The 15,196-nt window shown below is 32.9% G+C and carries 13 protein-coding genes; 11 read left to right on the forward strand and 2 right to left on the reverse strand.

The genetic code is table 11. The annotated features are described in order from the left end of the window. The first annotated feature begins 18 nt into the window (after nt 1–18). The 9 genes from flhA (at nt 19) to CLMAG_RS05825 (ending at nt 9,377) form a co-directional block, all read left to right on the forward strand. Nucleotides 19–2,034: a flagellar biosynthesis protein FlhA gene (gene flhA / locus CLMAG_RS05785; RefSeq protein WP_423231065.1), complete on the forward strand. Its 2,016-nt coding sequence runs from the start codon at nt 19–21 to the stop codon at nt 2,032–2,034. Continuing rightward, nucleotides 2,034–3,248: a flagellar biosynthesis GTPase FlhF gene (gene flhF / locus CLMAG_RS05790; RefSeq protein ID WP_066619218.1), complete on the forward strand. Its 1,215-nt coding sequence runs from the start codon at nt 2,034–2,036 to the stop codon at nt 3,246–3,248. The genes flhA and flhF overlap by 1 nt, the downstream gene beginning before the upstream one ends. Then, nucleotides 3,242–4,120: a MinD/ParA family protein gene (locus CLMAG_RS05795; protein ID WP_066619224.1), complete on the forward strand. Its 879-nt coding sequence runs from the start codon at nt 3,242–3,244 to the stop codon at nt 4,118–4,120. Before flhF ends, CLMAG_RS05795 begins: the two co-directional genes overlap by 7 nt. Before the next feature lie 22 nt (nt 4,121–4,142). Then, nucleotides 4,143–4,817 carry a flagellar brake protein gene (locus tag CLMAG_RS05800; protein ID WP_066619227.1) on the forward strand — a complete coding sequence of 225 codons (675 nt, stop codon included), beginning with the start codon at nt 4,143–4,145 and terminating at the stop codon, nt 4,815–4,817. A 3-nt stretch (nt 4,818–4,820) separates the two neighbouring features. Beyond that, nucleotides 4,821–5,546 (forward strand): FliA/WhiG family RNA polymerase sigma factor, encoded by a 726-nt coding sequence (locus CLMAG_RS05805; RefSeq protein ID WP_066619231.1) that lies wholly within the window; start codon nt 4,821–4,823, stop codon nt 5,544–5,546. A gap of 355 nt (nt 5,547–5,901) precedes the next feature. Beyond that, nucleotides 5,902–6,609 carry a hypothetical protein gene (locus tag CLMAG_RS05810; protein WP_066619241.1) on the forward strand — a complete coding sequence of 236 codons (708 nt, stop codon included), beginning with the start codon at nt 5,902–5,904 and terminating at the stop codon, nt 6,607–6,609. A gap of 202 nt (nt 6,610–6,811) precedes the next feature. Next, the gene (locus tag CLMAG_RS05815) at nt 6,812–7,591 is read left to right on the forward strand and encodes a flagellar basal-body rod protein FlgG (protein ID WP_066619244.1); all 780 of its coding nucleotides are present in this window, start codon (nt 6,812–6,814) and stop codon (nt 7,589–7,591) included. An 18-nt stretch (nt 7,592–7,609) separates the two neighbouring features. Then, entirely contained in the window at nt 7,610–8,413 is an 804-nt protein-coding gene (locus CLMAG_RS05820) for a flagellar basal-body rod protein FlgG (RefSeq protein ID WP_066619247.1), read from the forward strand. A gap of 190 nt (nt 8,414–8,603) precedes the next feature. Next, nucleotides 8,604–9,377, forward strand: a complete 774-nt coding sequence (locus CLMAG_RS05825) for a hypothetical protein (protein ID WP_066619254.1) — start codon at nt 8,604–8,606, stop codon at nt 9,375–9,377. A 341-nt stretch (nt 9,378–9,718) separates the two neighbouring features. On the opposite strand, the gene CLMAG_RS05830 is transcribed toward CLMAG_RS05825, so the two are convergent. Continuing rightward, nucleotides 9,719–11,359, reverse strand: a complete 1,641-nt coding sequence (locus CLMAG_RS05830) for a putative manganese-dependent inorganic diphosphatase (RefSeq protein WP_066619256.1) — start codon at nt 11,357–11,359, stop codon at nt 9,719–9,721. A gap of 253 nt (nt 11,360–11,612) precedes the next feature. On the opposite strand from CLMAG_RS05830, the gene CLMAG_RS05835 reads away from it, so the two are divergent. Both CLMAG_RS05835 and CLMAG_RS05840 read left to right on the forward strand, forming a co-directional pair. Beyond that, nucleotides 11,613–11,801 (forward strand): Ig-like domain-containing protein, encoded by a 189-nt coding sequence (locus CLMAG_RS05835; protein ID WP_066619263.1) that lies wholly within the window; start codon nt 11,613–11,615, stop codon nt 11,799–11,801. 174 nt (nt 11,802–11,975) lie between these two features. After that, on the forward strand, nt 11,976–14,522 hold the full coding sequence (locus CLMAG_RS05840; protein WP_423231058.1) for a calcium-translocating P-type ATPase, PMCA-type: 2,547 nt from the start codon (nt 11,976–11,978) through the stop codon (nt 14,520–14,522). Nucleotides 14,523–14,626: 104 nt separating this feature from the next. Here the strand turns inward: CLMAG_RS05840 and CLMAG_RS05845 are convergent, their stop codons facing one another. After that, nucleotides 14,627–15,031: a hypothetical protein gene (locus tag CLMAG_RS05845; protein WP_066619269.1), complete on the reverse strand. Its 405-nt coding sequence runs from the start codon at nt 15,029–15,031 to the stop codon at nt 14,627–14,629. Nucleotides 15,032–15,196: the final 165 nt, after the last annotated feature.

The raw sequence follows: 15,196 nt of genomic DNA on the forward strand, positions 1-15,196 counted from the left end.
AATAACATAGACATATTAATGGCCTTTGTAGTTATAGCGGTAGTTTTGATGATTATTATACCACTACCATCAATCCTATTAGATGTACTTTTAGCTTTTAATATAACAGTATCTGTAGTAATTATTCTTTTAACCTTGTTCACTACAGAAGTACTGCAATTTTCAGTGTTTCCAACCTTACTCTTAATTACCACATTGTTTAGATTGGCACTAAATATATCGTCTTCAAGACTTATACTTAAAGATGGTTATGCAGGAGAAGTAATTAATGCCTTCGGAAGCTTCGTTGTTGGTGGAAACTATGTGGTTGGTATAATTATTTTCTTAATCATAGTTATAATACAGTTTATAGTTATTACTAACGGTGCTGGCAGAGTATCCGAAGTATCTGCAAGATTTACACTGGATGCTATGCCAGGTAAACAGATGAGTATTGATGCAGATTTAAATGCTGGTACTATAGATGAGAGTCAGGCTAGAGAAAGAAGAAAGAAATTACAGCAGGAAGCAGATTTTTATGGTTCAATGGATGGTGCATCCAAGTTTATTAAAGGGGATGCCATTGCAGGACTTATAATCACAGCTATAAATATCTTAGCAGGTATAATAATAGGTGTTATGATGCTTAATATGGATATCTCAACGGCTGCTCAGACCTATACAAGACTTACTATAGGAGACGGACTTGTAACACAGGTGCCTGCACTTTTAATATCTACTGCATCTGGTATACTGGTTACACGTTCTGGAAGTGATGAAAACTTTGGTACATTAGTTGTAAAACAGTTAACAGGGTTTCCGAAAGTTATAGCGATAGCTTCAGTAGTTCTTTTATTTATGGCTATTATACCGGGACTACCTCATATGGCATTCCTTATTCTATCTGTAGCTTGTGGAGTCGCAGCATACTTGCTTTATAAGGATGCAAAGGAACAAATTATACAACAAGCAGAAATAGAACAACAGGAAATAACTGAAACAGAGAGTAAAGAACCTGAAAATGTAATGAGTTTGATATCTGTAGAACCAATGGAAGTTGAGATAGGTTATGGACTTATTCCTCTAGCAGATGAAGGCTCCGGTGGAGATCTTCTCCAGAGAATAACTTCTGTAAGAAGGCAGTGCGCAATTGAGATGGGAATAGTTGTACAACCTATTAGAATAAGAGACAATCTTCAATTAAAAACAAATGAATATGTTATAAAAATAAGAGGTACAGTGCTTGCAAAATCAGAACTTATGCCAAGTATGCTCTTATGTATGGATCCAACTAATGGAGAAAGTGAAATTCAGGGAATAAGAACTATGGAACCATCCTTTGGACTTCCTGCAATATGGATAAATAAGGATCAGAGGGAAGAAGCGGAAATAAGGGGGTTAACAGTAGTAGATCCCACTACTGTTATGGTTACCCATCTAACAGAAACAATAAAAAATCATTCCTATGAATTACTTGGAAGACAGGAAGTTAAACTAATAGTTGAATCAGTAAAAGAGAAATATAGTGCTGTAGTAGAAGAATTAATACCAGATCTTTTAACTATAGGTGAGATTCAAAAAGTACTTCAAAATCTCTTAAGAGAAAGGGTTTCTATAAAGGATATGGTAACAATAATGGAGTCTTTAGCAGATAACTCTAGAACAACAAAGGATATAGAGGTTCTTACTGAATATGTAAGGTTTGCACTAGGAAGAGGTATATGTAACTCTTTAGTTGATGATAATGGGGCAGTAACAGTTGTTACATTAGATCCTCAAATAGAAGATTTAATAGGTAATAATATACAAAAATCTATGCAGGGTTCATTTCCAGCAATAGATCCTGATATTACAGGAAGAATATTGAATTCAATTAAAAGTGTTCTTGATTCAGTTTATTTTTATGAAAACCAACCTGTAATTTTAGTATCACCAAAAATAAGACCTGCTTTTAGAAAACTAATTGAAATGGTATTTCCAGCAGTAAATGTGCTATCACTTAATGAAATCCCGAATGATATTCAAATAAGAACTGAAGGAGTGATTTCCATCTAATGGTTATTAAAAAATATAGAGTTAATAATATGACTGAGGCTCTAACCCGCATAAGATATGAATTAGGGAAGGATGCAGTAATAGTAAGTCAAAGAAAGATAAGAAAAGGTGGAATATTTGGGCTTTTCACAAAAAAAATTCTTGAAGTTACAGCTGCAGTGGAAAATAATAAAAATGACAGCTCAAAGGATATGCAGGAAAGTATAGATGCTATAAAAAAACTAATGAGTAATAAGCTTGGCGAAGAGGCAGTAGTAAGTAAAGTATCTACAGAGGTGGAAAAGAGAAGTCAAGATAGAATTGAAATAAAAGAAGATATGGAAGAAAAGGTTAGATCTAATAGAGTTATATATGATGAAAATTTAATTGAGAGATATAATGAGAAAATTGTAGAAGAAGTTCAGCAAATGAAGTCTATGATTAACGAAATGATGAATATGAATAATATACAAAAATCTGGTAAAGGGAAGGTTCAACTAAAGCTTGAAAAATGTGACTTAAATGAAAACCTTGCAAAGAGAATAGTTGATAAAGTAAATAAGATAGAAGAAAGTAAAACAGAAGATGAGAAGGTTAGAGAAGTAGTTGAGGACATGATAAATGTGGTACCTACTAAACTGGATAATGTTGTAGTACTTGTTGGACCTACGGGAGTGGGAAAAACAACAACTATTGCAAAACTCGCAGGAAGACTTGCGCTGCTGGAGAAAAAGAAGGTTGGCCTTATAACTATTGACACATATAGAATAGGCGCAGTGGAACAGCTAAAGACTTATGCAGATATTATGAATATACCCTTTAAGGTAGTACTAAGTATAAAAGATATGGAATTAGCAATAGAAAGCATGAAGGATTGCGATGTAATTCTAGTAGATACCACAGGAAGAAGCAGTAAAAATACTATGCAGATATCGGAGCTTAGAGCCTTTGTAGATAAGGTGAATACGGAAAATATCCATCTTGTAATAAGCTGCACTACCAAGAATAAGGATATAGAGGTAATAGTTAATGGGTACAAGTTATTGAACTATAATAGTATAATAGTAACTAAGCTAGATGAAACCTCAACCTATGGATCAATACTAAATATACTGGAATGTGCAGATAAACCAATAAGCTTTGTAACTACAGGACAAAATGTTCCAGATGATATAAAAATGATGAATCCTAAAGAGTTAACAAATCTTATTTTAGGAGAGGAAGTAATATGCTAGATCAGGCCGAAAAATTAAGACAGTTAGCTGTAAAAGATAAAGAAAATAAAAAAGATATAGGCTCAGAGAAATCTAAACCTAGAATAATTACAGTAACCTCTGGGAAGGGTGGAGTAGGGAAGAGTAATTTTGTAGTAAATATAGCTATATCCCTTCAAAAGAGAGGAAAAAAGGTACTTATATTTGATGCAGATATGGGTATGGGGAACGACGATGTACTTATGGGATTCTTACCTAGGTACAATGTATTTGACGTAATTGTAGGAAATAAAACTATAGCTGAAGTTATGATAGAAGGTCCCCATGGGGTAAAACTACTTCCAGGAGGAACAGGGGTTGCACGAATTGAAGAAGTAGAGACTGAGCAGCGTGAAAAATTTATAGAAAAACTATCAAGTTTAGCCGATCTTGATTATATTATTATGGATACTGGAGCTGGAATAAATAGAACTGTACTTGGATTTGTTGCATGTTGTGAAGAACTTATAATTATTACTACACCGGAACCAACATCCCTTACTGATGCATATAGTCTTATAAAAGCAGTAAGTCATTTTAATATAAAAAAATCGGCCAAAGTAGTTATAAACAGAATAATAGACGATAAAGAAGGTGAGCTAACCTTTAATAAATTTAACAGCGCAGCAAAGAAATTCTTAAATATAGATCTCCAGTACCTGGGAAGTATAGCGGATGATAAGAGACTTGTTCAAGCTGTAAGAAAACAAGAACCTTTTGTAATTAGCTATCCAAGTTCTACTGTGGCGAAGGATGTAAATAATATAGCAGATAGGATAATAGGACAAGAAGTAAATAAAAAAGAAAGTAGTGTGCAGGATTTGTTTAGAAAAATCTTTAATATTTTTTCATAAGAAGTAAAAGGAGTAATATGGTATGAGTGTTAAGGTAGAATTCCTAATCAATAGTAAGTTAGAAATAGAATATAATGATGATTCCTATAAAAGCAATATTCAAGATATAACAGATGAATATTTAGGGATAAGTATTCCTGTAAGTGATGGGAAATATTTACCTTTAGCAAGAGGAGAAAAGGTTACAGCAGTATATTATTATGGTAAAGATATATTTAGGTTTGATACCGTAGTAATAGGAAGAAAAGTAGAAAAAATACTTATTATTATGCTAAAAAAACCTGAAAAAGTAACAATGGTTCAAAGAAGAAACTTTGCAAGGGTTCCTTTAATGATAAATGTTTATTGTGCACTAATCTGTAATGAGAAAAATATATACACCATAGGTGATAATCAAATTGAGTTTTTTGATGCATATTCGCTAGACATTAGCGGCGGTGGAATGAGAGTTGCTATAGATAGAAAATACGAAAATAAGATCCAGAGAGGTAATATGCTTATGGTGACAATACCTCTTGGCAACGAAAATGTAACTATTCAAGGAAAAATAGTTAGGGTTGAAAACGATAGGAAAAATCCAAAGATTATATGTGGATTAAATTTTATAGATTTAGACAGGAAAGTTCGTGAAACTATAATTAAGATGGTTTTCAATACAATGAGAGATCAAATGAAAAAAGGGGCTAGGGAGGAATAATCTATGGCAATGGCAGCTGAATTAGATATGAAAGAGCAATTAGTTAAGAAGTATATACCGCTAGTTAAATATATTGCATCAAGGGTTATAATAGGCAAAACTAAGCATATCGAGTTTGAGGATTTAGTAAGCTACGGAATGCTTGGTCTTATGGATGCTATAGGAAAGTTTGATGAAACTAGAGGAATGAAATTTTCAACTTATGCATCTATAAGAATAAAAGGTGCTATGATAGATGAGTTGAGAAAGAATAGTCCCATTTCCAAAGGAGCCATGGATAAGCTCAACAAATATAATGAAGCTGTAGAAAAACTGCAAAAACAACTTGGAAGAGAACCAGAGGATATTGAAATAGCTAAAGCTATGCAAATATCTTTAAAAGAGATGATGGAAATTGAAAATTATATAAATTATATATCTGTAGTTTCTTTAGAGGATTTAATATTTTCAGAAGATGATGATATTCCTCTAATCGGTACAATAGAAGATGATAAAAGTCCAAGCCCAGAAAAAAGTTTAGAAGAAAAAGAAGAGTTAGAATATTTGGCAAAAGCTTTAGATATGCTTAACGAAAAGGATAAAACGGTATTATCTTTATACTATTATGATGGTTTAACTTTAAAGGAAATAGGCAAGGTCTTAAATGTTTCCGAATCTAGAGTATGCCAACTTCACAGCAGAGCAATTGTCCATTTAAGAAAGTCAATGACTAAGTTGAAGTATATCTAGATATCCAAGAGCGAAAATTAACTTAGCACCGGTATTTCTATGGATATCTCTTCCGCACTGTTAACAATTTAAAGTTATCTCTAAGGCTCAACATCAAAGAAAATTAATGAAATTAAATAAACTCGCTGTAGCTCAGACAATATTTAATTTCATTAATTTTCTAAGATGTTTCACCAAGAGCTAACTTTAAATTGTTAAATGTGCTATTAGAGATATCCATAGAAATACCTAACATAAGTTAATTTTCAGACATAGATTTGCACATATTAAGTTTGAAGTAATTTGGTGTATTTAAAATTAATGTTTAGGGAAACTAAAAAGTAATTACATTTGCCAGCTAAAGAGGAGAATAGATATGACTGAAGTAATTTTACTTTTGTTTATTGCAATAGTATTAATAGTGTTGAATGTTAACGCAATAAAAAAACAGAAAAAGTCTTTTAGTGGAGCACTAAAGGATAAAGAGAGTAGCATGCAGGATTATGAGATAGAAATCGGAAGGCTTAGAAGGGATTTATCTGAAACGGTATTAGAACTTCAGCAAGAAATTGAAGCTTTGAAAGTAGCAAGGGAAAATGATAATTTTAAAGAAGTAAGTCATAGGGACAACTTAGAAGATAAGGAATTTTATAAAAACCTATATGAAAGAAATTCACATAATGATGAGATAGAGATAAATAAGGATTTAAAATCAGAAGAAGCTAGGCAGCAACTAGAAGAAGTAGTTATGAAAGAAATTGAGCTTGAGCAGAATGGTGAATTAAATGAAAAAGATAAAAATGAATTTGAACATAAATCTATAAATGTTGTAGAATCAGTAAGCGAAAAAGATGATGAAAAAAAAATAAATAATAAACTAAATAATCATGATGTAGTGGACGAAAATAATAAGAGTTATGAAATTAGCAAGAGTAATGAAAATAATAAGGGCAATCAGAATAATATTAAAGTAACTGAGATAAAAACAATGTTAGATGAGGGGTTATCCATTGATGAGATATCAGAAAAAATAGGTATAGGTAAGGGGGAGGTACTATTAATAAAGGAATTATATCTAAAATAAAATTATTAATAGACTTTCTAAGCGACAGAAAACTTTTAATAGGAATAGGAATAGGAATTATTATTTCTACAACTGTTATGGCTGGAGCAAAAATAGAATACCAAATGAGTAAAAGTCAGATTGAAGATAAGGCTAGATCTATGGGAATGGTATATCCAGATGAGGTTAAGGTAATAAATGAAAAGGATAAGGGTGTGAACAAATGATAAGAGGTTTGTATACAGCAGTATCGGGCATGATAACACAGGAAGCTAAACAGGATATAATAACTAATAACATAGCTAATGCAAATACTGTTGGTTTTAAAAGTGATAATTTAGCAATACGTAAATTTGATGATGTGCTACTACAAAACTATGATAAAGTATCTGGAGGCAAAAACGTAAGGAATGTAATAGGTTCAATAAGCCTTGGAAGTGAATTGGATTCAGTAAATACGGATTTTACTCAGGGAATGATACAGTCCACAGATAAGGATACAGATTTTGCAATTGAAGGTAAAGGATTCTTCACTGTGCAAAGAAATAATGGAACTAACAATGAGCAATACTATACAAGAGATGGTCATTTTCATGTAGATATGAATGGAATCTTAGTAAATGATTCTGGTGATAAAGTAATGGGAAGAAATCTGCAGACCAATGAACTAGAGCCTATTAATATTGGTAATGGTAAAATGGTATCTGATGTGTATGGAAATATAAGTGTCAATGGTAGTAGGGTGTACAAACTATATACTGTAGATTTTAATGATTATGGAACATTAAAAAAGATAGGAGACAATCTATACCAAGGAAATAATCCAACGGAAAATAATGCTTTAGTTAAGCAAAAGTCACTTGAAAAGTCTAATATTAATATTATAAATGCAATGACGGACATGATTACAACTATGAGAAGCTTTGAGACAAACCAGAAAATAGTACAATCCTTGGATGAGACCTTAAATAAATTAGTAAATGAGGTAGGAAGTGTAAGATAATAAGGAGTGATTTTTGTTATGATAAGAGCTTTGTGGAGTAGTAGAGCTGCTATGAATGCACAGCAGGAAAAATTAGATAGCGTATCTAATAATATTTCAAATGCAAATACAGTAGGTTATAAAAGGGAAGATGTAAGTTTTCAAGATTTGGTTTATGAAACTTTAAACAGAAAGGGAACTCCTACCGGTGGAAATAATACAGATACTCTTATAAATGGTACGGGAGTAAAAGCCACAAATTGGCTTAGAGATACTAGTCAAGGAAGTCTAAAAGAGACTGGTCAAAACACTGATTTAGCTCTTGATGGAGAGGGATTCTTTAGAGTTACACTTCCAGATGGAAGTAAAGCTTATGAAAGATCAGGAAGTTTTAATATAGACAGTGCCGGTGAAATTGTAGATAAGAATGGTAATAGGTTAGATGTAGCCTTAACTGAAGAGGGAGCTAATATGCTGAGTTCAGGTACAGTTCTAACTACGGATAACTTTGCAGTAAAGGAGAATGGAGACGTTTATTTAGCTGTAGATAATAATGGTTCCAAAAGTAGTTTACTTTATGGAAAAATAAATATTTATAATCCAGTAGGTCAAAACTCTTTAAGGTCAATAGGAGAAAACCTATATGTTCCAAGTGCTGGAGCTACAGTGAATATAACTACAGATGTTAGTATAATGCAAGGATTTGTGGAATTATCTAATGTAGATATGGGAAAAGAAATGACAGATATGATAGTAGCCCAAAGAGCTTTTGAACTTAGTTCAAGAACTCTTAAAACTGCAGATGAAATGTGGGGACTTGTTAACAGCATGAAGGGAAGATAAAGTTCGCCAGTTAACTTTAATAAGATATAAGGTTGTCAGCAAGTATTTATCAAAACACACTAGATTTTATATTATTAATCTGGTGTGTTTTGTTTTTAGTCTATGTTTTAGCTTATTTCAAGTTTTTGTAAACATATGACTTTCTTATACATATAATATATGGATGCAATACTTTGGGAGGATTTATATAATGGATAATACATTTTCGAGGGACAAAAAATGTAAGGGAAAGCATGGGAAACATAAGAAGCATGCTATGTGCCCTATGATGCATCATTGCATGCACAGCAAGCACAATATGGACATGATGGCTCCAGTTAAGTTAGAGGAGCAAGAAGATAAAGCATTTATGAAGGGAATGCAGCAGCCAATGATGGAAACGCCATGTCCAGCAATGCATATGGGAATGCAGCAGCCAATGATGGGAATGCCATGTTCAGCGATGCATATGGAAATGCAGCAGCCGATGATGGAAATGCCATGTCCAGCGATGCATATGGAAATGCAACATCCGATGATGGGAATGCCATGTCCAGCGATGCATATGGGAATGCAGCAGTCAATCATGGAAATGCCATGTCCGGCTATGCATATGGGAATGCAGCAGCCAATGATGGGAATGCCATGTCCAGCGATGCATATAGGAATGCAGCAGCCAATGATGGGAACGCCATGTCCAGCGATGCATATGGAAATGCAGCAATCAATGATGGGAACGCCATGTCCAGCGATGCATATGGAAATGCAGCAACCAATGATGGAAATGCCATATCCATCAGCGGATATGGAGATGCAGCAACCAATGGCGGGGATGGAAGAAATGGAAGAACTAATGGAGGGTATGGAAGAACCAATTATGGAAATGCAGCAGCCAGTAGAAAGAATAGATCAGCCTTCAGAGATTATGAAGGATGCTGGTAGTGTAAAAATAAAAAAGGTAGATATAAGTGAGATAGAAGATTAATTTTACTGGAAGACGTACGGCTCATAGAAGAAAAGCTCCATTTTTTACTACTCTTTTAAGAGATAAAAAATGGAGCTTTTTAAAAATATTAATGATTTAAGACACCTTAAAAGAAGCAGCTAGTCAGTATTCTAGTTATTTCTTTAAGATTCCCAAGTTTTATCCAATGACTACCCGCTCTAATACTGCCATACGCACTCTGTGAAAGCGATTCACACAAAATCATAGATTTTGGTTCTCTGCTTTTCTTCAAAGTGTACGTTGCGAGCGGCTACGTTCCTGGATTCGTTCAACTAAGAATTAGGTGGAGTTTGAAACTCCACCTAATTCAAGTTTTCACTTCATTTTTGAGAAGCCATTGCTGCAGTTAATTGAGGTACAACTTGTTTCTTTCTTGAAAGAACACCAGGTGCATAAGCGCTATTGCCCTCAAGGGTTACACCAAAGGCTCTAGAAACAGCATCCGTATGATCACCGATAGCGATTAATTCTGAACCACCTTTTAATATGTCCGTTACTAGTAGAAGAACTAATCCGTAACCTTCATCGGTAGCTGTTTTTTCCATTAATTCAACAACATCTTTTCTTACAGCTTCAAAACCTTCTGTATCCATAGTTGTAATTTGGCCTACTCCAACTTTAATATCGCTCATACTAAATGGCTTAAAGTCTTGATTAAGTATCTGAGAAGGTGTTTTTCCTTCTAATGAAGATCCTGCCTTAAACATTTCCTTTGCAAACTTTTCAGGATCTATATCAGCTATACTTGCAAGTCTATTTAATGTAAGTTTATCTGCATTAGTTGAAGTTGGTGATTTAAATAACAATGTGTCTGAAATAATTGCGGCACATAAAAGACCGGCAGTCTTTTTAGATGGTCTTATACCATTCTCGAAAAAGATAGAAGCAACTATTGTAGCTGTACATCCAACAGGTTCATTTCTAAAATATATAGGATTTCCTGTTTCAACACCTCCAATTTTATGGTGGTCAATTATTTCTAATATTTCAGCATCCTCTAGACCATGAACAGACTGAGCTTTTTCATTATGGTCTACAAGTACTACCTTCTTCTTATTTTTAGAAATTAAGTGATATCTAGAGATATTTCCTACTATTTTATTTTCAAAATTTACAACAGGATAGCTTCTAAATCTAGTTTTAAGCATAACTTCTCTTACATCATCAATGAAGTCATCAGTTCTAAAACATACAAGATTCTCACTAGTCATCACATGACTTACAGGGACACTTTGAGTAATTAATCTTGAGGCAGTAAATGTATCGTAAGGTGTTACTATTATGGAGCAATTTTCTTCTTTAGCTCTTTGTAGTATCTCGTCACTTACAGCATGATTACCTGTTATTATCATAAGAGATGCATGGCAGTTAAGTACTACATTTTGAGCATCTTCTCTATTTCCACAGATAACTAAGTCTCCCTCATCTATAAATTCTCCAGCGCTTTCAGGCTGCATCGCTGCAACAACTACTTTGCCTGTAAATTTAGGATCATTTTCAGAAACATATATGCATTTAGCTGAAAGAGTATCTAAGATGTTTTCAAGCTTTGTATTGCTTTTCTCAATTACATTAGTATCCCATATATCCATATAACATGAAGTTATATTTGACTGAGATGCAAGACCTATTAATCTGTCTTCATCATCAACAACAGGTAAAGTTTTAACGTTATTCTTTCTTATCATTGACCAAGCTGTCTTTAATGAAGTTTCAGCACAAATAGGTGTAACACTATCAATCTCTAAATCTGCTATTTGAGTTTTTACAGTCTCCACTAATTTTGGAACCTTAACGCAAAAATAATCAAGTGCAAACTGAGTTTCACGACTTACTTCTCCCAATCTAATAGGAACAGCATTTATTCCAGTTTTGTTTTTAAATTCTGAGTAGGAAATAGCGGAACAAATAGAATCCGTATCTGGATTCTTATGCCCTGTTATGTATACTACATCATTCATTTGTGAATTCCTCCTAATTTATATGTATATAAATATTTTTGTATTTGGGAATTAGACAGTAAATTATATCTATAATCTATAACTTTTATAAGTAAAGCCCATATATATTATATACAATAGCTAAGTTTTATCAAAGATATTTTAACATAAAATTTAAAATTCGCAAATTTAATATAGGACCCCCTCAATATGCTCACATAATTACGTATATATTTATATACGTAATTATGAAGCAAAAGGAGAAGAAACAATAATGGATAGATATTATGAAGAAGGAACAAATAATACTACTACTGAAGCTGTAATATGGACATCATCTAATCTAAATGTAGCTACTGTAAATAATGGAGTAATAACAGCAGTAGGTGTTGGTACTGCTATTATTACAGCAACTACACTTGATGGAAATAAGTCTGATTCTTGTTCTGTTACTGTTAGCTAATTTAAAGTTTCTTTATTTAAATAGTAATTCAATCAATGATAATTATAAACAGTCATTGGAAATGCTTTACCTAGCTTAATTAAAAAATTTTGTAATTTACTTAATCATAATACTGCATCATCTCCTCATATATTTAATTAGTGAAAGACCATGTAAAAATGTAGTGCTTGGGGGATGGAGTTGATTAATGAAAGGGAATTACAAAATGGGTTAACACAAGTTGAAGCAGCCAGAAGGCTGAAAAAACATGGGCCAAATAGGCTAGAAAATAAGAAGAAAATATCTCCTGTAAAGATATTTTTAGCACAGTTTAATGATTTCATTGTATGGGTTCTTATTGCAGCTACACTGATATCAGGCTTTATAGGAGAAAAAGCAGATGCTATTACAATATTGGTTATAGTTATAATGAATGCAATATTGGGTTTTATACAAGAGTATAAGACAGAAAAATCTCTAGAAGCTCTAAAGGAATTAGCAGCACCTACTGCAAAAGTAATAAGAGATGAAAATATTAAAGTAATAAATGCTGAGGAAATAGTTATAGGTGATTTATTAGTACTTGAGAGTGGAGATAGAGTTCCAGCAGATTGTATGCTTGTAGAAGACAGCAATTTTATGGTAGATGAATCTCTTTTAACGGGAGAATCTGTTGGAGTAGAAAAAAGCTCTAAAAAGAAAGATAGTTCTGCCTATATGGGGACTATAGTTCTTACTGGTAAGGGTAAAGCCAGAGTTGTACAAACAGGTATGAATACTGAAATGGGAAAGATAGCAGGTATGCTTCAGAGCATTGAAAATGAGAGGTCCCCTCTTAAAGAGAAGCTCAATTCTTTAGGAAAAGTATTAGTAGTAATCTGTATTGTTATATGTACAATTGTAACTCTAACAGGTATTTGGAGAGGGGAAGACAGATATGAGATGTTCCTCCTTGGTGTTAGTTTAGCAGTAGCAGCAATTCCTGAAGGTCTAGCAGCAATAGTTACAGTAGCATTAGCACTTGGAGTTTCAAGGATGCTAAAGAGAAATGCTTTAGTAAGAAAGCTTCCAGCTGTGGAAACCTTAGGGTGTACATCAATAATATGTAGTGATAAAACTGGAACCTTAACAGAAAATAAGATGGCAGTAAAGGCTATGTATTTTAATGGAAGAGTTTTTAATGTGGACAAAGATCAAGTGCCTGAAAACTTATTGCTAAAAAAAGCTTTTACATATTGTAATGACTGTAATTTCGATTTTCAGGAAAGCAATATTTCAAAAAGCTTATTTGGAGATCCTACTGAGACCGCATTAATTAAGGCATTTTTCATAGAAAATACAGATTTAAAAAAATTTTTAGATGTGTCGCGAAGAGTATATGATATTCCTTTTGATTCTGATAGAAAAATGATGTCTGTAGTAATGAAAGAAGGCGGAAAAGAAACCTGTTATGTAAAAGGTGCACCAGAAAGAGTAATAAACAGATCTAAATATATATTAGATCAAGGTCAGGTAAAATTACTTACATCAGATTATAAACAAAGGGTATTGAAAGCAGTTGAAACTATGTCTTTCAATGCATTAAGATGTATTGCTGGAGCCTATAAAGAACAGAATATTATAAAGGGAAAAGGCTTGGAAGATAATCTAATATTTATAGGTATAGCAGGAATTATAGATCCTCCAAGAAAAGAAGTAAAGGACGCAGTTTTAAAATGCAGAATGGCAGGTATTAGGCCTGTTATGATCACTGGAGATCATAAAAATACAGCCTTTGCAATTGGGAAGGATTTAGATATCTGTAAGAGCCAATCTGAAGTTATAACAGGAGAAGAATTAGATGGATTAAGTGACAAGCAGTTGGCTTCAAGGGTTAGTGAACTTTCGATTTTTGCAAGGGTAAGTCCCAATCATAAATTAAGAATTGTAAAAGCTTTTAAAACTAAAAATAAAATTGTGGCAATGACTGGAGACGGTGTAAATGATGCACCGGCAGTTAAGGAAGCAGATATTGGTATATCTATGGGGGTATCTGGAACAGATGTAACTAAAGAAGCATCTTCTATGATACTTTTAGATGACAACTTTGCTACAATTGTATCCGCGGTAGAAGAGGGGAGAGTAATTTACGATAATATAAGAAAATTTATAAGGTATCTTCTTTCATGTAACCTAGGGGAAGTTTTAACTATGTTTTTAGCCTCACTATTATATTTAGATACACCGCTTCTACCTATTCAAATTTTATTGGTTAACCTAGTAACAGATGGATTACCAGCTATGGCTTTAGGAGTAGATCCGGCTGATGGTCATATAATGAGTGGAAAGCCAAGGCCTAAAAACGAAAGTATATTTGCTAGAGGATTAAGTGAGAAAATTATTGTAAGAGGCTCTTTAATTGGAGCATGTACAGTATTGGCATTTTTGGTAGGAAGATACTATGGATTTGAATTGAAGACCTGTAGAACTTTGGCCCTTTGTACTTTAGTAATGTCACAGCTTATACATGTATTTGAATGCAGATCTGAAAGACATTCAATATTTGAAATAAAATTATTTACTAATCCTTATCTTGTTGGTGCAGTAGCTATTTCAATAACTATGATTTTATGTGTACTGTATATTCCATTTATGCAAGGTGTATTCCACACAACAGCACTTGGCATTGGTCAATGGGGAATAGTATTATTCTTCTCAGGAATAATTGCATTAATAAATAGCCTCTATTTGTACTTTAAGTAAAGATAACAGTAGAGAATTGTAACTTGAAGTTAATTTTGAGACATAGAGATATATAAGTAAAAATAAAAGGTCAGAACTGCGATGGCAATTCTAACCTTTTATTTTTATTTCATTCTTTGAACTTTTTGTACCTTCTGCATTTTTCCTTCCATAGGCACTAAGTCTTTTTTAGTAGTCATGTTTCTAATATTAATCATTTCAACTTGTTCGCTGTTTCCTTTACCTTTTTTACCTTTCAATCCTTGAACTAAAACAAGATTCCCCTGATTTACAGTTATAAATTCAGGCTTTTTGAACCATCTGTTTCTTAAATAAACGCATTTAATTACGTTCTTGCTTCTTTCAGGTCTTACTAAAAGAGTAACAGTTATCTTATTAAATATCCATAAGATAGTCTTCTCAGAAACTTTAACAGATACAACAGTACCTTGCACTTGAGTAAGTCTATCACCGTATTTTTTCAAATAGGATTTTGTGTAATATTGAGCGATTTTTTCTTTAAAACTCATATGTATAACTCCTTTGTGTTAAAAAATTATTGAATGCTGAGTACTCAGCAGTATTGCTTGTAGAATTTTACGTATATTATAACATAGTATTCTCAGTTTTAAAATATAATGAGTAACTTTTGTAATAGTTTTCCCTATTACATATATATAGATACATGCGATAAT

It is taken from the genome of Clostridium magnum DSM 2767, from assembly GCF_001623875.1.
Taxonomy (GTDB): Bacteria; Bacillota; Clostridia; order Clostridiales; family Clostridiaceae; genus Clostridium_AM; species Clostridium_AM magnum.